This is a genomic window from Lysobacter solisilvae (genome assembly GCF_016613535.2).
GTDB classification, from domain to species: Bacteria; Pseudomonadota; Gammaproteobacteria; order Xanthomonadales; family Xanthomonadaceae; genus Agrilutibacter; species Agrilutibacter solisilvae.
In genome coordinates this window covers 3,593,296-3,614,064 of record NZ_CP071518.1, presented here as the reverse complement: position 1 = coordinate 3,614,064, position 20,769 = coordinate 3,593,296, and the positions used below count along the sequence as shown (strand labels likewise).

General features: G+C 70.0%; 18 protein-coding genes. 14 read left to right on the top strand and 4 right to left on the bottom strand.

What is annotated here, in order from left to right; all coding sequences use genetic code 11:
• The first annotated feature begins 4 nt into the window (after nt 1-4).
• Together I8J32_RS15980 and I8J32_RS15975 are read left to right on the top strand one after the other, a co-directional pair.
• Nucleotides 5-340, top strand: coding sequence for a zinc ribbon domain-containing protein YjdM (locus tag I8J32_RS15980; RefSeq protein WP_200613491.1), 336 nt, complete (start codon nt 5-7; stop codon nt 338-340).
• Between the two features lie 546 nt (nt 341-886).
• Nucleotides 887-2,188, top strand: coding sequence for a DEAD/DEAH box helicase (locus tag I8J32_RS15975; protein ID WP_200613487.1), 1,302 nt, complete (start codon nt 887-889; stop codon nt 2,186-2,188).
• Nucleotides 2,189-2,307: 119 nt separating this feature from the next.
• On the opposite strand, the gene I8J32_RS15970 is transcribed toward I8J32_RS15975, so the two are convergent.
• Nucleotides 2,308-3,324, bottom strand: a complete 1,017-nt coding sequence (locus I8J32_RS15970) for a sensor domain-containing diguanylate cyclase (protein WP_200613484.1) — start codon at nt 3,322-3,324, stop codon at nt 2,308-2,310.
• A 150-nt stretch (nt 3,325-3,474) separates the two neighbouring features.
• On the opposite strand from I8J32_RS15970, the gene I8J32_RS15965 reads away from it, so the two are divergent.
• Complete coding sequence (locus I8J32_RS15965; RefSeq protein ID WP_200613481.1) at nt 3,475-4,689, top strand: GGDEF domain-containing protein; 1,215 nt, start codon at nt 3,475-3,477, stop codon at nt 4,687-4,689.
• Nucleotides 4,690-4,822: 133 nt separating this feature from the next.
• Here the strand turns inward: I8J32_RS15965 and I8J32_RS15960 are convergent, their stop codons facing one another.
• Nucleotides 4,823-4,987: a hypothetical protein gene (locus I8J32_RS15960; RefSeq protein ID WP_407061039.1), complete on the bottom strand. Its 165-nt coding sequence runs from the start codon at nt 4,985-4,987 to the stop codon at nt 4,823-4,825.
• Between the two features lie 375 nt (nt 4,988-5,362).
• On the opposite strand from I8J32_RS15960, the gene I8J32_RS15955 reads away from it, so the two are divergent.
• The 6 genes from I8J32_RS15955 to I8J32_RS15930 all read left to right on the top strand — a co-directional run bounded on the left by I8J32_RS15955 (nt 5,363) and on the right by I8J32_RS15930 (nt 10,843).
• A complete protein-coding gene (locus I8J32_RS15955; protein WP_207526679.1) occupies nt 5,363-5,731 on the top strand; it encodes a DUF1428 domain-containing protein in 369 nt (122 codons plus the stop codon).
• Between the two features lie 191 nt (nt 5,732-5,922).
• Nucleotides 5,923-6,342, top strand: coding sequence for a YciI family protein (locus I8J32_RS15950; RefSeq protein WP_200613473.1), 420 nt, complete (start codon nt 5,923-5,925; stop codon nt 6,340-6,342).
• A gap of 35 nt (nt 6,343-6,377) precedes the next feature.
• Nucleotides 6,378-6,785 carry a VOC family protein gene (locus tag I8J32_RS15945; RefSeq protein WP_200613470.1) on the top strand — a complete coding sequence of 136 codons (408 nt, stop codon included), beginning with the start codon at nt 6,378-6,380 and terminating at the stop codon, nt 6,783-6,785.
• Nucleotides 6,786-6,941: 156 nt separating this feature from the next.
• Entirely contained in the window at nt 6,942-8,231 is a 1,290-nt protein-coding gene (locus I8J32_RS15940) for an RNA polymerase sigma factor (protein ID WP_207526678.1), read from the top strand.
• A 658-nt stretch (nt 8,232-8,889) separates the two neighbouring features.
• Complete coding sequence (locus I8J32_RS15935; RefSeq protein ID WP_200613465.1) at nt 8,890-9,624, top strand: sulfurtransferase; 735 nt, start codon at nt 8,890-8,892, stop codon at nt 9,622-9,624.
• Nucleotides 9,625-10,006: 382 nt separating this feature from the next.
• Nucleotides 10,007-10,843 (top strand): class I SAM-dependent methyltransferase, encoded by an 837-nt coding sequence (locus tag I8J32_RS15930; RefSeq protein ID WP_207526677.1) that lies wholly within the window; start codon nt 10,007-10,009, stop codon nt 10,841-10,843.
• 72 nt (nt 10,844-10,915) lie between these two features.
• Here the strand turns inward: I8J32_RS15930 and I8J32_RS15925 are convergent, their stop codons facing one another.
• Nucleotides 10,916-12,157 carry a TIGR03862 family flavoprotein gene (locus tag I8J32_RS15925; protein WP_200613459.1) on the bottom strand — a complete coding sequence of 414 codons (1,242 nt, stop codon included), beginning with the start codon at nt 12,155-12,157 and terminating at the stop codon, nt 10,916-10,918.
• A gap of 747 nt (nt 12,158-12,904) precedes the next feature.
• Between I8J32_RS15925 and I8J32_RS15920 the strand changes: the two genes are divergently transcribed.
• Together I8J32_RS15920 and I8J32_RS15915 are read left to right on the top strand one after the other, a co-directional pair.
• Nucleotides 12,905-13,678 carry a dimethylarginine dimethylaminohydrolase family protein gene (locus I8J32_RS15920; RefSeq protein WP_200613456.1) on the top strand — a complete coding sequence of 258 codons (774 nt, stop codon included), beginning with the start codon at nt 12,905-12,907 and terminating at the stop codon, nt 13,676-13,678.
• A 68-nt stretch (nt 13,679-13,746) separates the two neighbouring features.
• Nucleotides 13,747-13,899, top strand: a complete 153-nt coding sequence (locus I8J32_RS15915; RefSeq protein ID WP_200613454.1) for a hypothetical protein — start codon at nt 13,747-13,749, stop codon at nt 13,897-13,899.
• A gap of 135 nt (nt 13,900-14,034) precedes the next feature.
• On the opposite strand, the gene I8J32_RS18170 is transcribed toward I8J32_RS15915, so the two are convergent.
• Nucleotides 14,035-16,125: a DEAD/DEAH box helicase gene (locus tag I8J32_RS18170; RefSeq protein WP_407060975.1), complete on the bottom strand. Its 2,091-nt coding sequence runs from the start codon at nt 16,123-16,125 to the stop codon at nt 14,035-14,037.
• 104 nt (nt 16,126-16,229) lie between these two features.
• Here I8J32_RS18170 and I8J32_RS15900 point away from each other — a divergent pair, with 104 nt between their 5' ends.
• The 3 genes from I8J32_RS15900 (at nt 16,230) to I8J32_RS15890 (ending at nt 20,521) form a co-directional block, all read left to right on the top strand.
• The gene (locus I8J32_RS15900; protein ID WP_200613451.1) at nt 16,230-16,691 is read left to right on the top strand and encodes a hypothetical protein; all 462 of its coding nucleotides are present in this window, start codon (nt 16,230-16,232) and stop codon (nt 16,689-16,691) included.
• Nucleotides 16,692-16,784: 93 nt separating this feature from the next.
• On the top strand, nt 16,785-18,344 hold the full coding sequence (locus tag I8J32_RS15895; protein ID WP_200613448.1) for a protein adenylyltransferase SelO: 1,560 nt from the start codon (nt 16,785-16,787) through the stop codon (nt 18,342-18,344).
• Nucleotides 18,345-18,643: 299 nt separating this feature from the next.
• Nucleotides 18,644-20,521, top strand: coding sequence for an ATP-binding cassette domain-containing protein (locus I8J32_RS15890; RefSeq protein ID WP_200613445.1), 1,878 nt, complete (start codon nt 18,644-18,646; stop codon nt 20,519-20,521).
• Nucleotides 20,522-20,769 lie beyond the last annotated feature (248 nt).

Sequence of the window (20,769 nt, the reverse complement as noted above, 5' to 3'; positions counted from 1 at the left end):
TCCCATGTCCACCGCACCCGCGTGTCCGCAATGCACCCTCGAAAACACCTGGCAGGATGGCGATCAGTTCGTCTGCGGTGATTGCGGCCACGAGTGGCCCGTCCAGGCCGTGGCGGCCTACGGCCAAACCGTGCGCGACAGCAACGGCAACGTGCTCGCCGCAGGCGACACCGTGGTGGTGATCAAGGACCTGAAAGTCAAAGGCTCCTCCATCGTGCTCAAACAGGGCACGGTGATCCGAAACATCCGGCTGGTCGAGGACGATGCCGAACACATCGAAGGCCATTCGGACAAGATCAAGGGGCTGGTCCTGAAGACCTGCTTCCTGCGCAAGGCCTGAGGGCCCAGGTCATGGGTGTCCGACGCGGTCCGAGTCGCCTTGGGCTCCGGTCGCGGCGACGAATTCAGGTGCTTGGCGGCGTCGCCGGCCTGAATGGGGAATCCCTCAAGTCCCCAAGCCCTGCGCCGATATCGATTCGAGCCTTCCGCGGGCAGGAGTGACCGCAGGAAGGCCCCGAGGCGAAGGTGGCGCGACCGGCATGAGGCTGCAGCGCCACGCTTCGTCCGGAACCCAACCGTCGCGCAGCGCGACCTGGCTCGTCCGTATCTGAACGACGCGCGCCATCCGGGGATGGCATCGGGTGGCCGCTTCGCGTACAGTTCGCCGGTTCCGCGCACGGCTGATCCGTTTTCCTAGGTAAGCCCGCCGCTCCGATCCCGGCCCACGTGCCGCTGGTCCCGCGGCCCATATCCCGTACGACTTTCGTCGCGCAGACACGGTTCCGGAGCTTCCGGGGCCGTCCAATCAGAACACTCGCAGCGCGGTTCCAAGGAAAGCTTCGAGTTCGCAGTCGTCCGTCGACTGCGTATCCTCACGGAGCTACAAATGTCCTTTGAATCGCTCGGGCTTGCGCCCGCGTTGCTGCGCGCGCTTGCCGAAAGCAACTACAACACCCCCACGCCGATCCAGGCCGAAGCCATTCCGCTGGCCATGGCCGGGCACGACGTGCTCGGCGGCGCCCAGACCGGTACCGGCAAGACCGCCGCGTTCGGCCTGCCGCTGCTCAACCGCCTGTCCAAGGCCACGCCGCCCAACGGCCCGCGCAAGCCGCGCGCGCTGATCCTGGCGCCGACGCGTGAGCTGGCCATGCAGGTCTGCGACAGCCTGCGCGGCTTCTCGCGCCACCTGCGCCTGAGCATCACCGCCATCTACGGCGGCGCCGGCATGCAGCCGCAGATCGACCAGTTCCGCCGCGGCGTCGACGTCCTCGTCGCGTGCCCCGGCCGCCTGATCGACCACCTCGAGCGCGGCACCGTCAAGCTGGATGGCGTCGAGATCCTCGTGCTCGATGAAGCCGACCGCATGCTCGACATGGGCTTCCTGCCGGCCATCAAGCGCGTGCTGGGCAAGCTGCCGGCGCAGCGCCAGACGCTGCTGTTCTCGGCCACGTTCGAGGCGCAGATCAAGTCGCTGGCCCTGGAGTTCATGCGCGACCCGCGCCAGGTGCAGATCGCCTCGCAGAACGCCATCGCCGACACCATCGTGCACCGCGCCCATCCGGTGGATGCCTCGCGCAAGCGCGAGCTGCTGACCCAGATCCTGGCTTCGCGCCACACCGAACAGGTGCTGGTCTTCGGCAAGACCAAGCATGGCTGCAACCGCCTGGCCGAACAGCTGGAAGCCTCCGGCCTGCAGGCCGTGGCGATCCACGGCAACAAGAGCCAGGCGCAGCGCCAGAAGGCACTCTCGCAGTTCAAGGCGGGCAAGGCGCGGGTGCTGGTCGCGACCGACGTCGCCGCGCGCGGCCTGGACATCACCAACCTCCCGCTGGTCATCAACTACGACCTGCCGATGGTTGCCGAGGATTACGTGCACCGCATCGGCCGCACCGGCCGCAACGGCGCGCAGGGTGAAGCCCTGTCGCTGGTGTCGCCGGACGAAGCCGCGCTGCTGCGCCAGATCCAGCGCCTGCTGAAGGCCGAAGTGAAGCTGGACGTCGTCGCCGGTTTCGAGCCCAGCCGTCCGCTGCAGATCGAAACGGCGAAGATGCCGCCGCGTGGCGGCCAGCCCAGCCGCGGCCATCGTCCGCATGGCAAGCCGGCGCCCCGCCATGCCCACGCCGGTCCCAAGCAGCACCGGGGTGGCCAGAGCGCCAAGCCCGGCGCCCGCCGCGACCAGCGCGCCTGATCGAGAGCGGTTGAATCGGAGCGGTTGATCCGGAGCGTTTGATCCGGAGCGGTTGATCCAGATCGGTGTGATCCAGAGCAGTTGATCCACCCCGGCACCGGGCGCGCCTGCGCCCGGTGTCAGCTCACCGCCGGCCGGCGTTCGCGTTTGCGTGCGTACATCCCCGCATCGGCCATGTCGAGCAGGGTATCGAGCGCATCGCTGTCATCCGGATACAGCGCCATGCCGACGCTGGCCTCCACCGCGATCGTGGCCTGTCGGAACTCGAAGGGTCCACACACGCGCTCGCCGACGCGAGCCACATGCGTGGTCAGGGCCTCGCGGTCCGGGATCCGGACCAGCAGCACGGCGAATTCGTCACCACCCAGGCGCGCGACCAGGTCGTCCGTCCGCGTCGCTTCCCGCAATCGCCGCGCCAGTTCGCACAGCGCGGCATCGCCGCAGCGATGGCCATGGCAGTCGTTGATCGGCTTGAGTCCGTCCATGTCGACGCTGAGCACCGCCAGCCGTTGCCGCTGGCGTTGCGCCAGCGCCATGCAGTGGCGCAGCCGGTCGAAGAACAGCGCGCGGTTGGGCAGCCCGGTCAGCGGGTCGTGGGTGGCGCGATGCAGGAGTTCGTGCGACTCGAGGCGCGTGGCATGGAACATCGCCGCGGCGACCAGGCCCGACATCAGCTCCAGCACCTGGACGTCGGTCTCGTCGAACGCGCGCGGTGCCGGCGCGAGCACCTTCAGCACGCCAACCACCTGGTCGTGGTGCCGCAACGGCATGACGATCATCGAGCGCAGTCCAACCCGGCGGCAGGCCTCGCGGTCGACGCGAGGATCGGTTTCGGAGTCCTCGCAGACCAGCGACCGCCCCTCCAGGATGCAGCGCCCCGACAGGCTTCCTGAACGATTCAGGCGCATCCCCAGATGGCGTTCGGCCACGCCACTGGCCGCGCGATAGACCATTTCGTCGCCGTCGGCCAGTTCGATCACGCTGCCATTGGCATGCGTCAGCGCCTGCGCGCGTTCGACGACGAGCGTCATCACGGAGCCCAGATCCAGGCCCAGACGCGCCACGTCGGTCTGGGTCTGGATGACGCCCAGCAGGCGGTCATTGGCTGCGCCCTTGGGGCGGCCGTCGACGGTCATGCCCTGTCTCCATAACCGGTCACGGCCATCATAGTCCCGGCTCGCGGACCCGGCAGCCATCCCCCGGGCGGCGCATCCGGGCGCGCAACGGTTGGGGTGGCCTCGTATCCGCATGCATACTGTCCACCGCATCGAGGGGCAGGGGAAGCGATGACGCAGGCCGATGCATCAGGCACGGACGCCAAACGCACACCAGCCACGCCGGTCCATTCGGCCCAGGCGCACTATCACCTGCGTGGCGCGCTCGATCCCCGCTTCGCCGCGGCGCAGCTGGAAAACGCCTACCGCGCCTTCTTCCTTGAAACCGACAAGCGCCACGCGATCATCGCCATCGGCGTGTATGCGCTGCTGAAAGCGTCATTCGCCGTGGTCGACGTGCTCGTCCAGCCACCGGCAGGCCTTTCGCGGATCCTGTTCTTCCGGTTCGCCTTCGTGGCCGCATGCGCGGCGACGATGGCCCTGATGGTCCGTGTGCGCCGGTCCGGCCAGTACGACGCGCTGGTGCTGGGGTGGGTGCTGCTGGTGGTGGTCAGTTCGTTCTATACGATCTCGCACCGCCCGGCCGACCATTTCGGTTTCCTGGTCACCTCGCCCATCCAGCTGCTGCTGGTGTTCGCCTTCTTCCGCAACCGCCTGGGCCTGCAGATGCAGGCCGGGTTGATCATGGTGGCGGCCGACTGCTTCGCCCTGCTGGAACTGCGGGTGCCGATGGCGACGCCGATGCTGGTACAGGTGGCTCTGAGCTACGCGATCGCTTTTCTCGTCGGCGTGATGGTGTCGCGCCAGCTCAAGCTCTCGCGGCGCAGGATGTACGAGGCGCTGGCCCGGGAACGCGAGTTCAGCCAGGCGATGCGCGACCTGGCCTTCCGCGACGACCTCACCGAGGTGCTCAACCGGCGCAGCTTCCTCCAGCACGCCGATGCCGCATGGGAAACGCTGGCGGGCGGAGCCGGTGGCTGCGTGCTCATCCTCGACATCGACCACTTCAAGGCCCTCAACGACCGGCACGGCCACGACGCGGGCGACCAGGCCCTGGTCGGATTCGCACGGATGATCCAGGCGGCCAGTCGGGAAGAAGACCTGTTCGGCCGCATCGGCGGCGAGGAATTCGCCTTGCTGCTGCCGGCAATGCCGCTGGCGGAGGCGCAGCGGTTCGCCGAATCGATCATGGCCGGATGCCGTGCCTTGCAGGTCCGCCAGGTCGAACCGCTGTCGGTCTCGATCGGCATCGCCGCGATCCGGGCGGCGGACGGGAACCTGGCCACCACGATGCTCCGCGCCGATCGCGCGCTCTACCGGGCCAAGGCCGCGGGGCGCGGACGCAGTTCCACGGCGGAGGAAGACGAGATGGCGGCCACGGGCTGACGGTCCCCCACGCCGCGGGCGCGCTGCCCACTGTCCACGGCTCACTGCTCACTGCTGCGCGAACTGCGCACCGCTCACACGACCGCGGACGAGACGCCGCGCGCCTCGTCCGCATCCCGTTCGCGTTGGCCGGTTATTGCAGGCTGCTGCTGTCTACGGACTCTTCCGGTCCGACCTGACGGCTCGTGCCGCCTGAGGCAACGCCTCCACGCCGTCCGATCTCGGACATGTGCTGGCGGTTTCGGCTCACCGCCTGTCCGCCCTTGCGGGCGATGAGGCGGCGCTTCTCGGCGTCCATGCCCGCAAATCCGCGCCGTGAGGGGCGGGGAGGGATCTGATCGTGGCTCAGGTTGTCGTTCGCCATCGTGGCTCCTTGTCTGCTTGTCGACGCGGCGCGTCGATTCCGGTCCGACGCCGTCCCCGCGGCGATACGGACGACCAGACTTTAGGCACGCAGACGTTAGAGCAGCGGCCATTGCGCGTGAAAAGCAGACCCGCGGTGCAGGTGGCGTTCACCGGTGTGCACGTCGCGTAGAGACGGCCCATGCTCGAGCCGCGCAATAGCCCGGACAGGTTTCGGACAACGCGAGCACTTGACGGGGGTGTACGACGGGCACAACGTGCGCCCTGGACCGCGCAGGTCCGCTCCACCACCACGCGAAGGAGTGATGCGATGAGTTACGTCGATGGATATGTCGTGCCGGTGCCGGTGAAGAACGTGGACGCCTACAAGAAGATGGCCCGCAAGGCCGGCAAGATCTGGCTCGAGCACGGCGCCCTGCAGGTCATGGAATGCATCGGTGACGATGTGAAGCCGGGCAAGCTGACCTCGTTCCCCGAGGCCGTGAAGCTCAAGGCCGACGAGGTCGTGTTCTTTTCCTGGATCGTCTACAAGTCGCGCCGCGACCGGGACCGGATCAACAAGAAAGTCATGGAGGACCCGCGGCTGGCGGACATGATGCATCCGAAGAAGACCCCGTTCGACGGCAAGCGCATGTTCTGGGGCGGCTTCAAGCCTGCGGTCCAGCTGCAGGCCGAATAGCCCCCGGTACGTCGGGCCGGGCCGGGCGGTGCTGCCTCCGGCCCAGCCGCCCGGAGCGCCCGGAACCCGGCCGCGAAAATATTTCCGGCCGGATGTCGATCCGGCGCCTGCCGGTTCGTCGTCTCCCCAAGGGCCCCTGCTGGAAACCGGCACGTCGCCGGTGGCAGCGCCCCCCGAACAGGAGAATCGACATGCGCGTGATGGTGCTCGTCAAGGCAAGCCCCCAGTCCGAAGCCGGCGTCATGCCCTCGCAGGACATGCTGGCCCGCATGGGGCAGTTCAACGAAGAGCTGGTGAAGGCCGGGGTGATGCTGGCCGGCGACGGCCTGCACCCCACCTCCAGGGGCGCCCGGGTGCGCTACTCGGGCAGCACCCGCACCGTGGTGGATGGTCCTTTCAGCGAGACGAAGGAACTGGTGGCCGGCTACTGGCTCTGGCAGGTGCATTCGCTCGACGAGGCCATCCAGTGGCTCAAGCGTGCGCCGTTCGAGGACGGTGACGAGGTGGAGATCCGTCCGGTGTTCGAAGCCGAGGATTTCGGCGCGGAACTCACGCCCGAACTGCGCGAGCAGGGCGAGCGGCAGCGCGCGCAGATCGCCGCCCGCAGCTGATCGCTCCTCCACCTCAATCTCCACAGGTCCAACCCATGAAGATCAATCCCTACCTCACCTTCGACGGCACCTGCGAACAGGCCATGCGCTTCTACGCCGAAGCACTGCGCGGAGAGCTCGGCATGCTCATGCGCTTCCGCGATTCGCCCGGCTGCGAGGAGCTGCCGCCCGACCTCATCATGCACGCCCGCCTGAATGTCGGCGACGAAGTGCTGATGGCCTCCGACAACCATCCCGCCTTCCCCTACGAAGGCATCAAGGGCTGCTCGATCTCGCTCAACGTGGACAGCCCCGAAGAAGCCCAGCGCGTCTTCGACGTTTTGGCCGGCGGCGGAAAGGTGGAGATGCCCTTGGCCGAAACCTTCTGGGCGCGCAGCTTCGGCATGCTCAAGGACCAGTTTGGCGTGGCGTGGATGATCAACTGCGCCAAGCCGGGCTTCTGAGTCGCGCCGGGCTGCAGGTCTGCCGGCAGGGTCCCCGCGATGGATGGCCTCAACACCGCCAGGATGCCCCGTGGTCCCGCCGCGCTGCGTCGGCGGGGCCGCCCCCGGCATGACGGCGCTTGCGCCGGATGCGCGGCGATGGTGTCATCGCCGCCCATGACGAGCCCCCGTCCTCCCGCCGATCCGCATGTGCAGGGCGCGATCGACGCGGTATGGCGCATGGAGTCGGCCAAGGTGATCGGCCGGCTCGCACGCATGCTGCGCGACGTGGGCCTGGCCGAGGAGCTGGCCCAGGACGCGCTGGTGAGCGCGCTGGAGCAGTGGCCGCTATCCGGCGTCCCCGACAACCCCGGCGCGTGGCTGATGACCACGGCGCGCAACCGCGCCATCGACCGGTTGCGCCGTCGCCAGCTGCAGCAGCGCAAGCACGAGGAACTGGGTCACGAGATCGAGCTGCAGCAGGCGCACGACGAGGACGCGCTGCTGGATGCGCTCGACGATCCGATCGGCGACGACCTGCTGCGCCTGGTCTTCACCGCCTGCCATCCGGTGCTGTCGATGGAGGCGCGCGTGGCGCTGACGCTGCGCCTGCTGGGCGGCCTGACCACCGAGGAGATCGCGCGCGCCTTCCTGGTCCCGGAGCCGACCATCGCCCAGCGCATCGTGCGCGCCAAGCGCACGCTCGCGCAGGCGCAGGTGCCCTTCGAGGTGCCGCGCGGCGAGGAACTGGTCGCGCGCCTGGAAGCGGTGCTGGCGGTGCTGTACCTGATCTTCAACGAAGGCTACTCGGCCACCGCCGGCGAGCACTGGCTGCGCCCGGCGCTATGCGAGGACGCGCTGCGGCTGGGCCGCATCGTCGCCGAACTGATGCCCGCGCAGGCCGAAGTCCACGGCCTGGTCGCCCTGATGGAAATCCAGGCCTCGCGTGCCGGCGCCCGCACCGGGCCGACGGGCGAACCGATCCTGCTGATGGACGAGGACCGCGGCCGCTGGGACCGCCTGCTGATCAACCGCGGCCTGGCGGCGCTCGAACGCGCACGCGCGCTGGGCGGCGCGTCCGGCCCGTATGAGCTGCAGGCGGCCATCGCCGCCTGCCATGCGCGCGCACTCACGCCACAGGAGACCGACTGGGCGCGGATCGTCGGCCTGTACGGCGAACTGGGCCGGCTCACCGGTTCGCCGATCGTCGAGCTCAACCGGGCGGTCGCGCTGGCCATGCTGTTCGGACCGCAGGCCGGCCTGACCCTGGTCGATGCGCTCGCCGGTGAACCGGCACTGCAGCGCTACCACCTGCTACCCAGTGTCCGCGGCGACCTGCTGCAGAAACTGGGCCGGCTCGACGAGGCCCGCGGCGAGTTCGAACGCGCCGCACAGCTCACGCGCAATGCGCGCGAGGCCACGCTGCTGCGCGAACGCGCCGCCCGTTGCACGCCCACGGGCGGCTGAAGCGCGCACACGCGAGCACTGGCGCCTGTCGCGTCTGCTCACGGCGTCGGCCAACGCGATCCGATGGCCCCTAGAGGCCGCGCCACCCGCAGGCGGGTCGACCCCATCGACCCAGTGCTGCTCGCGCGTGCCGGGTTGATGGAGCCAACCCAGCCTACGAACCGCCCGCGAGCGCCATGCGTTCATCGCCAGCCAGCGGCGTAGGCTGGGTCGGCTTCATCGACCCAGCGCTTTCCGCGCCGGGCTGGGTTGATGGGGCCAACCCAGCCTACGAATCGCCCGCGAGCGCCATGCGTTCATAGCCAGCCAGCGGCGTAGGCTGGGTCGGCTTCATCGACCCAGCGCTTTCTGCGCCGGGCTGGGTTGGTGGAGCCAACCCAGCCTACGAATCGCCCGCAAGCGCCATGCGTTCATCGCCAGCGAGCTGCGTAGGCTGGGTTGGCTTCATCGACCCAGCGCTTTCCGCGCCGGGCTGGGTTGATGGGGCCAACCCAGCCTACGAATCGCCCGCGAGCGCCATGCGTTCATCGCCAGCCAGCTGCGTAGGCTGGGTCGGCTTCATCGACCCAGCGCTTTCCGCGCCGGGCTGGGTTGATGGGGCCAACCCAGCCTACGAATCGACGCAGCCCGGTCCGATCCGACCCGCTAAAATTCCGCGGTGATCCTCAATATCGCCGCCTACCACTTCACCCCCGTCGACGACCCCGCCGCACTGGCCGCGCAACTGCGCAGCCTGGCCGAGGCGGGCGAGCTGCGCGGCACCGTCCTGGTCGCGCCCGAAGGGCTCAACCTGTTCCTCGCCGGGGCGGCCAGCGCGATCGGGCAGTTCCTCGACACCCTGCGCGCCGATCCGCGCTTCGCCGATTTGCAGGTCAAGGAAAGCCACAGCCAGTCGCTGCCGTTCGCAAGGCTCAAGGTGAAGGTGAAGCGCGAGATCATCGCCTTCCGCCGCGAGGGGGCCTCGCCCTTGCCGGGCCGCGCGCCGGCCGTGTCGCCGCACGAACTGGCGCGCTGGATCGGGCAGGGCCACGACGACGAGGGCCGCCGTCTGGTGCTGCTGGACACGCGCAACCGCGAGGAGTTCGCCCACGGCACGTTCGCCGGTGCGCTCACGCTGCCGATCGACAACTTCACCGACCTGCCCGAAGCCCTCACCCCGCATCGCAGCGCGCTGGCCGACGCGGTGGTGGTGAGCTTCTGCACCGGCGGCATCCGCTGCGAGAAGGCCGCGGTGTGGATGCACGCGCAGGGCATGGACAACGTGCTGCAGCTCGACGGTGGAATCCTGGGCTACTTCGAGCAGGTCGGCGGCTTCGGCTACGACGGCCACTGCTTCGTCTTCGATGAGCGCATCGCGCTCGACCCGGCCCTGCGGCCGCTCGCGGAGTCATAGGGCGGGTCTTGACCCGCCACCCCGCGACGCCGCCGCCGTCGGCGGGTCAAGACCCGCCCTATGGATTGCGCGGGTCGGCGCGACCGGCCGCGATGCTGACATCGCGCCGGTGCGCCCGCGGCATCGCCCACGGCGCGAGGGCCTGGTGCTCATAGGGCGGGTCTTGACCCGCCACCCCGCGACGCCGCCACCGTCGGCGGGTCAAGACCCGCCCTATGGATTGCGGGTTGGCGCGGCGCCGCCAGGGCCGGCGGGTCAAGACCCGCCCTATGAGGTGGGCGGTCGGCGCGACCGGCCGCCACCCGGCGGCGCCGCACCGTGTTCGCGGGCGGCGCCATTTGGGCGGCGTTACCATCGTCCTGATGCCCCGGTGGAGTCCCCCATGCACGAGGACCGCAATCCGCAGGCCGAGCAGATGGGCGACGAGTCCATGGCCCGCAACCTGGCCCACCAGGCGCAGGCGATCTGGCCGCAGGAAGCGCCGCTGTTCGACCGCTACGGTCTCGACGGCGCGCTGCGCATCCTCGACCTGGGCTGCGGCACGGGCGAGATCACCCGCCGCCTGGCGCAGCGCTATCCGCAGGCGCAGCTGGTGGGCGTCGACATCCTCGAGGGCAATCTCGCGCTGGCGCGGCGCGACAGCACCGCGTACGCCGAGCGCATCGAGTACGCGCAGGGCGACGCCTTCGCGCTGGCGTATTCCGACGCGTCCTTCGACCTGGTCGTCTGCCGCCACATGTCGCAGGCGGTGCCGGATTTCCCGCTGGTGCTGAAGGAAATCCGCCGCGTGCTGCGGCCCGCGGGCTGGCTGCACCTGCTCTCGGAGGACTACGGCATGCTGCACATGCCGGTGATCGCGCGCGAGGACGGCCCGTTCGATCCCGACGCGTTCTGGAACCGCAACGCGGTTGCGTACCTGGATTCCATCGGCTGCGATGGCCGCGTCGGCCGGCATTCACCGGCCCTGCTGGAAGCGGCCGGTTTCACCGACATCGCCATGGACTTCCTGACCGTGGACACCCTGCGCGTCGCGCGCCCGACCTTCGGCGGCATCCTGCGTGCATGGCGGGACGGCTACACCGGCGTGCTGGCGCAGGCCTCACAGCGTCCTGAAGCCGCGGTGCGCCGCGATTTCGACAGCATCATCCACGCCATCGAAACGCCGCCGCACTACGCGGTGTGGCATGTGCCGGTGGTGTCGGGGCGGCGGTCGGCGTAGCGAAGCCGCGCGGGCCGAAGTTCTCTTCCTGTCGCGACGCCCGACGCCTTGCCACGCCGCGCACGCGGCGGCTCAGCGACGCAGAAGCGCCACCGCACCGCGTCCGGCGCGCAGGCCGCTGGCGAAGCACGCCGTCAGCAGGTAGCCGCCGGTGGGCGCTTCCCAGTCGAGCATCTCGCCGGCGCAGAACACGCCGGGACGCGTGCGGCTCATCAGCGTGTCGTCCAGCGCTTCCAGCCGCACGCCGCCGGCGCTGCTGATGGCTTCCTCGATCGGACGGGGCCGACGCAGCACCAGCGGCAGGCGCTTGAGCGTCGCCGCCAGCCGGCCGGGCTCCTCCAGCTGCGGACGGGCGAGCACTTCGTACAGCAGCGCGGCCTTGGCGCCGGTCACGCCGGCCTGCCGGCGCAGGTGTTCGCTGAGGCTGCGCCCGCGGCGCGGCTGCGCCAGGTCGGCCTGCAGCCGGTCGAGCTCGCGGCCGGGCACCAGGTCCAGTTCCAGGCGCGCCAGCCCATCGCGCTCGATGAGTTCGCGCAGCGTCGCCGACAGCGCGTACACCAGGCTGCCCTCGATGCCGTGCGCGCTGACCACGCATTCGCCCTGCAGCGACTGCCACTGGCCGTCCAGCTCCTGCCAGTGGGCGACGACCGGTTTGAGCGGCGCGCCGGCGTGGCGATCGCGGAAGTGCGCGGTCCAGTCGATGTCGAAACCGCAGTTGGACGGTTGCAGCGCGGCGACCTGGATGCCGGCGTCGCGCAGCCATGGCACCCAGGCGCCGTCCGACCCCAGTTCGGGCCAGCTGCCACCCCCGAGCGCGAGCACGGTCGCCGCGACGTGCACCGCGCGGGCGCCGTCAGGCGTTTCGAAACGCAGGCTGCCGTCCTCGTTCCAGCCCGTCCAGCGGTGCTGCACATGGAAGCGCACGCCCTGGTCGCGCAGGCGGCGCACCCAGCCGCGCAGCAGCGGCGCGGCCTTGCGATCCATCGGGAACACGCGGCCCGAGGTGCCCACGTAGGTGTCGATGCCGAAGCCGGCGGCCCACGCACGCAGCGCGGCGCCGTCGAAGTCGTCGAGCCAGGCCGCGACCTCCGGCGCACGCGCGCCATAGCGCGCATCGAAGCCGGGCCGGTCCTCGCCGTGGGTCAGGTTCAAACCGCCCTTGCCGGCGATCAGGAACTTGCGGCCCACCGACCCCTTGGCCTCGAACAGGTCCACCTCCAGCCCGGCCGCGCGCGCGACCTCGGCCGCCATCAGGCCGGCGGGGCCGCCGCCGACGATGGCGACTGAGTGGAGCGCGGGGGAGGAGGGCGACATGGGGTGGGGATTATGCGAGCCGGGGGCGGGCAGGGCGAGGAGGGCGCGCGGGCCGGGCTGGAGGCGTGCGGGGGTAGGGGAAGACCGGGGCGGCTTCCGGAAGGCTGCGGAGGATTCCGGAAGACCCGGGAGGATTCCGGAAGGCCGGGGAGGATTCCGGAAGGCCGGGGAGGATTCCGGAAGGCTGTGGAGGATTCCGGAAGGCTGGGGAGGATTCCGGAAGGCCGGGGAGGATTCCGGAAGGCTGTGGAGGATTCCGGAAGGCTGTGGAGGATTCCGGAAGGCTGTGGAGGATTCCGGAAGGCTGTGGAGGATTCCGGAAGGCTGGGGAGGATTCCGGAAGGCTGCAGAGGATTCGGGAAGACCGAAAAAGGATTCGGGAAGACGAAAAATGGATTCCGGAAAACCGCAGAGGATTCGGGAAGACCAAAAACGGATTCGGGAAGACGAAAAATGGATTCCGGAAGACCAGAAATGGATTCCGGAAGACCGCAGAGGATTCGGGAAGACCAAAAGTGGATTCCGGAAGACCGGAAAAGGATTCGGGAAGACCAGAAACGGATTCCGGAAGACCGCAGAGGATTCGGGAAGACCAGAAATGGATTCCGGAACACCCGAAGTGGATTCCGGAAGACCGGGGAACATTCCGGAAGGCCCTGGGCCGCTTCCCAGCGCCCGCAGCCGGCACTATCGTGGAACGGCCGGCGCGCGCATCCGCCGCCGGCTCCCTCCATTCAAGTCCCCGCCATGCCCATCGCCATCACCCGCGACGTCAGTCCCACGCTGGCCGACTGCCAGCTCACCCACGTGGCGCGCAGTCCCATCGACATCGAACGTGCGCAGACGCAGCACCGCGCCTACCAGCGCGCCCTGGCCAGCCTGGGGTGCCGCGTGCTGGCGCTGGAGGCCGAGCCGGACATGCCCGACGCGGTCTTCGTCGAGGACGTGGCGGTGGTGCTGGACGACGTGGCGATCATGACCCGGCCGGGCGCCGCCTCGCGCCGCGCCGAGGGCGCCAGCGTCGCCGAGCTGCTGGCGCGCTACCGCCCGCTGCGTTCGATCGAGGCGCCCGGCACGCTGGATGGCGGCGACGTCCTGCGGGTCGGGCACACCCTGTTCGTCGGCCAGTCCGGCCGCAGCAACGCCGACGGCATCGCGCAGCTGGCGAAACTCGCGGGCCAGTCCGGCTACGCCGTGCGCGCCGTGCCGATCCGCGGCTGCCTGCACCTGAAGTCGGCCGTCACCGCGGTGCGCGACGACACCCTGCTGCTGCAGCCGGCCTGGGTCGATGCCGCCTCGTTCCCCGGCTTCACCGTCATCGAGGTGGATCCGTCCGAGGAACACGCCGCCAACATCCTGCGCATCGGCGACAGCGTGGTGATGCCCGCGGGCTTCCCGCGCACGCACCAGCGGCTGGTGGATGCCGGCATCGACGTGGTGACGGTGGACGTATCGGAACTGCAGAAGGCCGAGGGCGCCACCACCTGCTGCAGCCTGGTGTTCGCCGAAGCGGCGGCCTGAGCGCGGCAAGCGCAACTTCACCGTCCGCGGATTACGCTCCCGGACATCGCATGGGCAACGGAGTCCGCATGAGCTGGCTTGGCATCATCCTGATCGTTCTCGGCCTGTATTTCGCCTTCAAGGTCGCCGGCTTCGTGCTCAAGCTGGCGATGTGGGCGCTGGTGCTGTTCGGCCTGTACTGGCTGCTGGCGCCGCACCTGGGGCTGCCCTGGCCGGCGTGAGGTCACCGGTTCGGCAGCGGTGATGCGCACGGGCCTGGCCGGCCGGCGGGTGCCGGCATTGGCCGGCCCGGCCGCGCCGGCGAAGTAGAAACGCCGGGAAGGCGCCCGCCCGCGATGCGGGAGGGCGCGCAGGATTCAGCGCGGCTTGCGCGGCCCGCCGCGATGCGGCGGACGCGGGCCGCCCATGCCGGGCGCCCGGCGCGGGCCGCCGTCCTCGCCCGGACGGCTGATGCGCAGCGGCTGACCGGCCACGCGCACGCGCTTGAGGTGCTCCATGACTTCGCGCGGCATGCCTTCGGGCAGGTCGATCAGGCTGAAGTCGTCGCGGATGTCGATGCGGCCGATGTAGCGGCTTTCCAGCTCGGCCTCGTTGGCGATCGCGCCGACGATGTTGCCCGGCTTCACGCCATGCACGTGGCCGACCTCGATGCGGAAGGTCTCCATGCCGGCTTCCGGCGCGCCACGCGGTGCGCGCTCCTCGCGCGGCCGGCTGGGGCCGGGCGGCGCGTCGTCGGCGAAGAAGCCCTCGCCGGCGTTGTGCCCGCTGGGTGCGAACTGCGCGGGCGGCGCGTCATGGCGGGGTGCGTCGTGCCGTGGGGCGTCGTAGCGGGGTGCGTCCTGCCGGGGTGGTGGCGCGAAGGTATCGGGCGAGCGCGGCGGCACGCGGTCGGCATGGCGCGGGCGCTCGGCGTCGCGGTCGAAGCCGCGCGGCCGGTCGGCGTCGCGCGCCGGACGGTCCCGCGGACCCTTGTCGCGGAAACCGCCGTCGCGGCCGGACTCGCGGAAGCCGTCGCGCGAGCCGCCGCGGGGCCCTTCTTCGCGGAAGCCGCCTTCGCGGGCGCCGCTGTAGGCACCGCTCTCGCGATGCGGCGGCCGCAGCTGTTCGGCCATGGCCTGCAGCAGCAGCGGCATCTCGCCCTGGACCAGCTTGGCGAGGGCGGCGGCGATCTCCACCGCGGGGACGTTCTTCTCGCGCTCGTAGCGCTCGACCAGGTCGCGGAACATCGCCAGGTCGGGGGCTTCCAGCGCGGAGGTGATGCGGCCGAGGAACTTCGACACGCGCTGCTCGTTGACCGTCTCCACCGTCGGCAGGGACATCTGCTCGATCGGCTGGCGCGTCGCGCGCTCGATGGCCCGCAGCATGCCGCGTTCGCGCGGGGCGACGAACAGGATCGCCTCGCCCTTGCGGCCCGCGCGGCCGGTGCGGCCGATGCGGTGGACGTAGCTCTCGGTGTCGTAGGGGATGTCGTAGTTCAGCACGTGGCTGATGCGTTCCACGTCCAGGCCGCGGGCGGCCACGTCGGTGGCCACCAGCACGTCGATCTTGCCGTCCTTGAGCTGGGCGATGGTGCGCTCGCGGGCCTTCTGGTCCAGGTCGCCGTTGATGGCGGCCGCGGAGATGCCGCGGGCGGACAGCTTGTCCGCCAGCTCCTGCGTGCCCAGCTTGGTGCGCGAGAACACGATCATGCCGTCGAACGGCTCGGCTTCCAGGATGCGGGTGAGCGCATCGAGCTTGTTCACCCCGCTCACGGCCCAGTAGCGCTGGCGGATGTTGGCGGCGGTGGTGGTGGTGTTCTTGATCGCCACTTCGACCGGATCGCGCAGGTAGGTCGTGGCGATGCGCTTGATCTGCGGCGGCATGGTGGCCGAGAACAGCGCCACCTGGCGGGTCTCCGGGATCTTCTTCAGCACGGCCTCGACGTCGTCGATGAAGCCCATGCGCAGCATCTCGTCGGCTTCGTCCAGCACCAGGCAGCGCAGCTGCGACAGGTCCAGGGAACCGCGGTTGAGATGGTCGATCACGCGCCCGGGCGTGCCGACGATGACCTGGACGCCGCGCTTGAGCGCCGCCAGCTGGGGGGTGTAGCTCTGGCCGCCGTAGATGGGCAGCACATGGAAGCCGGGCAGGTGGGTGGCGTATTTCTGGAAGGCCTCGGCGACCTGGATGGCCAGTTCGCGCGTGGGTGCCAGCACCAGGGCCTGGGGCCTGGCCTGGGCCGGGTCGATCCGGGCGAGGATCGGCAGGGCGAAGGCGGCGGTCTTGCCGGTGCCGGTCTGGGCCTGGCCCAGCACGTCGCGCCCGGCCAGCAGGGGCGGGATGGTCGCGGCCTGGATCGGGGAGGGGGACTCGTAGCCGACGTCGGTCAGTGCCCGCAGCAGCGGTTCGGGCAGGGACAGGTCGGTGAACTTGACGGACGTTGCGTCCGCGGGGACTTGGTCGCTCATGGCGGCCTCAGGCTGGCGCCGGCGATGGCCGGTCTGGGTCCGTATTGTAGCGGCACCCCGCCGAGCGAAGACTCGACGCCCTTTTCATCACCTCAAGGAGTGCCATGAACACCGCCATCCCGCAGGAATGGATCGACGATGTCCGCGATATCCCCCGCCTGGTCCGCGCCATCTACGCGTGCATCTCCGGGCCGGCCGGCGCGCCGCGCGACTGGGCGCGCTTCCGCTTCCTCCACCGGCCCGAGGCGCTGAGCCTGCGCACGGTGGTGCAGCCCGACGGTGGCACGCACGCGCAGGTGTTCACCCAGGACCGCTACATCGAGGACGTCACGCCGTTCTTCGCGGCGAACGACTTCCATGAGATCGACATCGGCCATCGCATCGAACGCTTCGGCCAGGTCGCCCACGTCTGGAGCCTGTACGAGGCGCGGCCCGCGCCCGATTCGTCCGTGCTGCTCAAGCGCGGGGCCAACAGCATCCAGCTGTGCTTCGAGCAGGACCGCTGGTGGGTGGTGAGCACGATCTGGGACAACGAGCGCGAGGGGTTGACGTTCGACCTGTGGTGATCCCGATGGCGCCGGCAGCGCGCGCGGACCAGGTCGCGATGCTTCACGGCCAGCGCGGTGGGCCTTCCACACCCCGCCGCGTACCATGGCCCCATGCTGGAATTCCGCTTCGACAACGCGCTGCTGCGCGAACTTCCGGGTGACCCCGAATCCGGCCCGCGCGTCCGTCAGGTCGCGCAGGCCTGGTCACGCGTGGAACCCACGCCCGTGGCGCGGCCGCGCCTGCTGGCGCATTCGCGCGAGATGGCCGCGCGGCTGCGCATCGACGAGCACGACATCGCCGCGCGGTCCTTCGCGGATGTCTTCGGCGGCAATGCCCTGCTGCCCGGCATGGATCCCTTCGCGGTGAACTACGGCGGCCACCAGTTCGGCCATTGGGCCGGCCAGCTAGGCGACGGGCGGGCGATCACCCTGGGCGAGGCGATCAACGCGGCGGGCGAGCGCTGGGAACTGCAGCTCAAGGGCGCCGGCCCGACCCCGTACTCGCGCACCGCCGACGGCCGCGCGGTGCTGCGCTCCTCGATCCGCGAATTCCTGTGCAGCGAGGCCATGCACCACTTGGGCGTGCCGACCACGCGCGCGCTGAGCCTGGTGGGCACCGGCGACGACGTGGTGCGCGACATGTTCTACGACGGGCACCCGAAGGCCGAGCCCGGCGCGATCGTGTGCCGGGTGGCGCCTTCGTTCATCCGTTTCGGCAACTTCGAGCTGCCGTCCTCGCGCGGCGACGTCGCGCTGCTGCGCCAGTGGGCGGAGTTCTGCATCGGCCGCGATTTCCCGCACCTGTCCGGCGAGGGCGAGACCCTGTACGGACAGTGGTTCGGCGAAGTCTGCGAGCGCACCGCGGTCATGGTCGCGCACTGGATGCGGGTCGGCTTCGTCCACGGGGTGATGAACACCGACAACATGTCCATCCTCGGGCTGACCATCGACTACGGCCCGTACGGCTGGATCGACGATTACGACCCCGACTGGACGCCCAACACCACCGACGCGCAGGGCCGCCGGTATCGCTTCGGCTGGCAGCCGAAGATCGCGTTCTGGAACCTGACCCGGCTCGCCACCGCGCTGGCGCCGCTGTTCGACGGCGTCGACCGGCTCAACGAAGGCCTGCAGCGCTATGCCGACGCCTACACGCGGGCCGACCGCGGCCATATCGCCGGCAAGCTGGGCCTGCGCGAATGCCGGGACGAGGATGTCGAGCTGATCCAGGCGCTGCACACGCTGATGCAGGACGGCCAGGCCGACATGACGCTGTTCTTCCGCGCGCTGTCGCGGGTGGATCCCGCCGCGCCTTCGGCGGCGCCGTTCGCCGACGCGTTCTATGACCCGGACCGGCAGGCGGCGGTGGCTCCCGCGCTGGAATCCTGGCTGGACCGCTACGGCGCGCGCGTGCGCCAGGATCCGGAGGCGGACCTGCCGGCGCGCAGCTCGCGCATGGATGCGGTCAATCCGAAATATGTCATGCGCAACTACCTGGCGCAGCAGGCGATCGACCGGGCCGAACAGGGCGACCCGGCGGGCGTATCGGAACTGTTGGAAGTGATGCGGCGGCCGTACGACGAGCAGCCGGGCCGGGAGGCCTTCGCCGGCAAACGTCCCGAGTGGGCCCGGCAGAAGGCGGGCTGCTCGATGCTTTCCTGCAGTTCCTGACGCGGGTCGTTCGGGCCGGGTCTCCCGGGTGGGCCTGCGGCGCCCGCGGACAATGACTGCCGCGCGGGCCCGGGACCGCCTACAGCGGACCGCTTAGGAGCGGGTGGCCTTCTTTTCGCTCTTCTGCGCGCGCTTTTCCTTCAGCGTCTTTTCCGGCTTCTTCTTCGTTTCTTTCTTCTTGTCCAGACTCTTGGCCATGGCGGGTCCCCTCGTTGCGTGGAGGCGGCGGCCGGTGTGCCGCGCGCTGGCCAAGAGTATGCACTCGGCGCCGGGCAGGGTGGGGCCGGTACAATGGCCGGATGCCCCTGATCACCCTGCAAAACGTCGACTACGGCGTCGGCGGCCCCTTGCTGCTGCAAGACGTCGCCCTCAGCCTGGAACCCGGCGAGCGCGTCGCCCTCATCGGCCGCAACGGCGCCGGCAAATCCACCCTGCTCAAGCTCATCGCCGGCGAGATCCGGCCCGACGACGGCGAGATCCGCGTCGAGGGCGGCGTGCGCATCGCGCGCCTGGAACAGGAGGTGCCGCCCGGCGCGGAGGGTGACGTGTGGGACGTGGTCGCCGCCGGCCTGGGCGAACTGGGCAGCTGGCTGGCCCAGTACCACCACCTCGCCCATGCCGAACACGTGGATACCGACGCGATGGCCGCGGTGCAGGCGAAGATCGAGGCCGCGCATGGCTGGTCGCTGGACCAGCGCGTCACCGAGACGCTGACGCGGCTGGAACTGGACGGCGACGCGCCGTTCGCCGGCCTGTCCGGCGGGCTCAAGCGCCGCGTGCTGCTGGCGCGCGCCCTGGTGTCGGCTCCCGACGTGCTGCTGCTGGACGAGCCGACCAACCACCTGGACATCGCCGCGATCGACTGGCTGGAAGGTTTCCTGAAGGGCTGGGCGGGCGCCCTGGTGTTCGTGACCCACGACCGCCGCTTCCTGCGCGCGCTGGCCACGCGGATCGTCGAGATCGACCGCGGCCAGGTGACCAGCTGGCCCGGCGACTGGGCGAACTACGAACGCCGCCGCGAGGAACGCCTCAACGCGCAGGCGCAGGAGAGCGCCCGCTTCGACAAGCTGCTGGCGCAGGAGGAAGTGTGGATCCGCCAGGGCATCAAGGCCCGGCGCACGCGCGACGAGGGCCGCGTGCGGCGGCTCAAGGCGATGCGCAGCGAGCGCATGCAGCGCCGCGAGCTCACCGGCAACGTGCGGATGGAAGTGGCGCAGGGCGAGTCGTCGGGCCGCAAGGTGATCGAGGCCAAGGACGTGTCCTTCGGCTACGGCGCGCGCACCGTGATCCGCGACCTGTCCACCGTGGTGATGCGCGGCGACCGCATCGGCCTGATCGGCCCCAACGGCAGCGGCAAGACCACCCTGCTCAAGCTGCTGCTCGGCGAGCTGACCCCGACCACCGGCACGATGAAACTGGGCAGCAAGATGCAGGTGGCGTATTTCGACCAGTACCGCGCGACGCTGCGCGAGGACTGGAACGCGATCGAGAACGTGGCCGAGGGCCGCGAGAGCGTGGAGATCAACGGCAAGCACAAGCACGTGATCGGCTACCTGCAGGATTTCCTGTTCACCCCCGAACGCGCGCGCGCGCCGATCACCCGCCTGTCCGGCGGCGAGCGCAACCGCCTGCTGCTGGCGCGCCTGTTCGCCCAGCCCTCCAACCTGCTGGTGATGGACGAACCCACCAACGACCTGGACGTGGAGACGCTGGAGCTGCTGGAGGAACTGCTGGGCGAGTATCCCGGCACGCTGCTGCTGGTCAGCCACGACCGCGACTTCCTCGACAACGTGGTGACCTCCACGCTGGTGATGGAAGGCGACGGCACCGTGGGCGAATACGTCGGCGGCTACAGCGACTGGCTGCGGCAGCGCCCCGCGGGTACCGCCACCGCGACCGGACTGGTGAAGTCCGCACCCGCGGCCGCCCCCCCTGTCGCGGCGGTCCCGGCCCCGGCCAAGCGCAAGCTCAGCTACAAGGACGCCCGCGAACTGGAAACCCTGCCGGCTCGGATCGATTCGCTGGAAGAGCAGGTCGCGTCGATGACCGCGCAGATGAACGACCCGGCCTTCTACCAGCGCGACAGCGCCGCGATCACGGCCCACAACACCGCATTGGCCGAAGCCCAGGCGCAGCTTGATCTGGCCTACGCCCGCTGGGCGGAGCTGGACGGCTGAGGTGTTGGCCCCTTCCCCCGCTTGCGGGGGTTGAGAGGACGCGCTTGCGGACCACGGGTCCGCGCGTCATCGAACGCCAGCAGGCTGTGCCTGCTGGCCGGGACGGTTGGGATGGGGGCAGACGATCGCGACGTATCGGCCCCTTCCCCCGCTCAGCGGGGGAAGGTTGGGATGGGGGCAGACGATCGCGACGTATCAGCCCCTTCCCCCGCTGCGCGGGGGAAGGTTGGGATGGGGGCCGCCGATCG

Excerpts from the sequence above, each read along its gene's own strand:
- I8J32_RS15980 (WP_200613491.1), top strand. The coding sequence starts at position 5 with ATGTCCACCGCACCCGCGTGTCCGCAATGCACCCTCGAAAACACCTGG.
- I8J32_RS15975 (WP_200613487.1), top strand. The coding sequence starts at position 887 with ATGTCCTTTGAATCGCTCGGGCTTGCGCCCGCGTTGCTGCGCGCGCTT.
- I8J32_RS15970 (WP_200613484.1), bottom strand. The coding sequence starts at position 3,324 with ATGACCGTCGACGGCCGCCCCAAGGGCGCAGCCAATGACCGCCTGCTG.
- I8J32_RS15965 (WP_200613481.1), top strand. The coding sequence starts at position 3,475 with ATGACGCAGGCCGATGCATCAGGCACGGACGCCAAACGCACACCAGCC.
- I8J32_RS15960 (WP_407061039.1), bottom strand. The coding sequence starts at position 4,987 with ATGGACGCCGAGAAGCGCCGCCTCATCGCCCGCAAGGGCGGACAGGCG.
- I8J32_RS15955 (WP_207526679.1), top strand. The coding sequence starts at position 5,363 with ATGAGTTACGTCGATGGATATGTCGTGCCGGTGCCGGTGAAGAACGTG.
- I8J32_RS15950 (WP_200613473.1), top strand. The coding sequence starts at position 5,923 with ATGCGCGTGATGGTGCTCGTCAAGGCAAGCCCCCAGTCCGAAGCCGGC.
- I8J32_RS15945 (WP_200613470.1), top strand. The coding sequence starts at position 6,378 with ATGAAGATCAATCCCTACCTCACCTTCGACGGCACCTGCGAACAGGCC.
- I8J32_RS15940 (WP_207526678.1), top strand. The coding sequence starts at position 6,942 with ATGACGAGCCCCCGTCCTCCCGCCGATCCGCATGTGCAGGGCGCGATC.
- I8J32_RS15930 (WP_207526677.1), top strand. The coding sequence starts at position 10,007 with ATGCACGAGGACCGCAATCCGCAGGCCGAGCAGATGGGCGACGAGTCC.
- I8J32_RS15925 (WP_200613459.1), bottom strand. The coding sequence starts at position 12,157 with ATGTCGCCCTCCTCCCCCGCGCTCCACTCAGTCGCCATCGTCGGCGGC.
- I8J32_RS15920 (WP_200613456.1), top strand. The coding sequence starts at position 12,905 with ATGCCCATCGCCATCACCCGCGACGTCAGTCCCACGCTGGCCGACTGC.
- I8J32_RS15915 (WP_200613454.1), top strand. The coding sequence starts at position 13,747 with ATGAGCTGGCTTGGCATCATCCTGATCGTTCTCGGCCTGTATTTCGCC.
- I8J32_RS18170 (WP_407060975.1), bottom strand. The coding sequence starts at position 16,125 with ATGAGCGACCAAGTCCCCGCGGACGCAACGTCCGTCAAGTTCACCGAC.
- I8J32_RS15900 (WP_200613451.1), top strand. The coding sequence starts at position 16,230 with ATGAACACCGCCATCCCGCAGGAATGGATCGACGATGTCCGCGATATC.
- I8J32_RS15895 (WP_200613448.1), top strand. The coding sequence starts at position 16,785 with ATGCTGGAATTCCGCTTCGACAACGCGCTGCTGCGCGAACTTCCGGGT.
- I8J32_RS15890 (WP_200613445.1), top strand. The coding sequence starts at position 18,644 with ATGCCCCTGATCACCCTGCAAAACGTCGACTACGGCGTCGGCGGCCCC.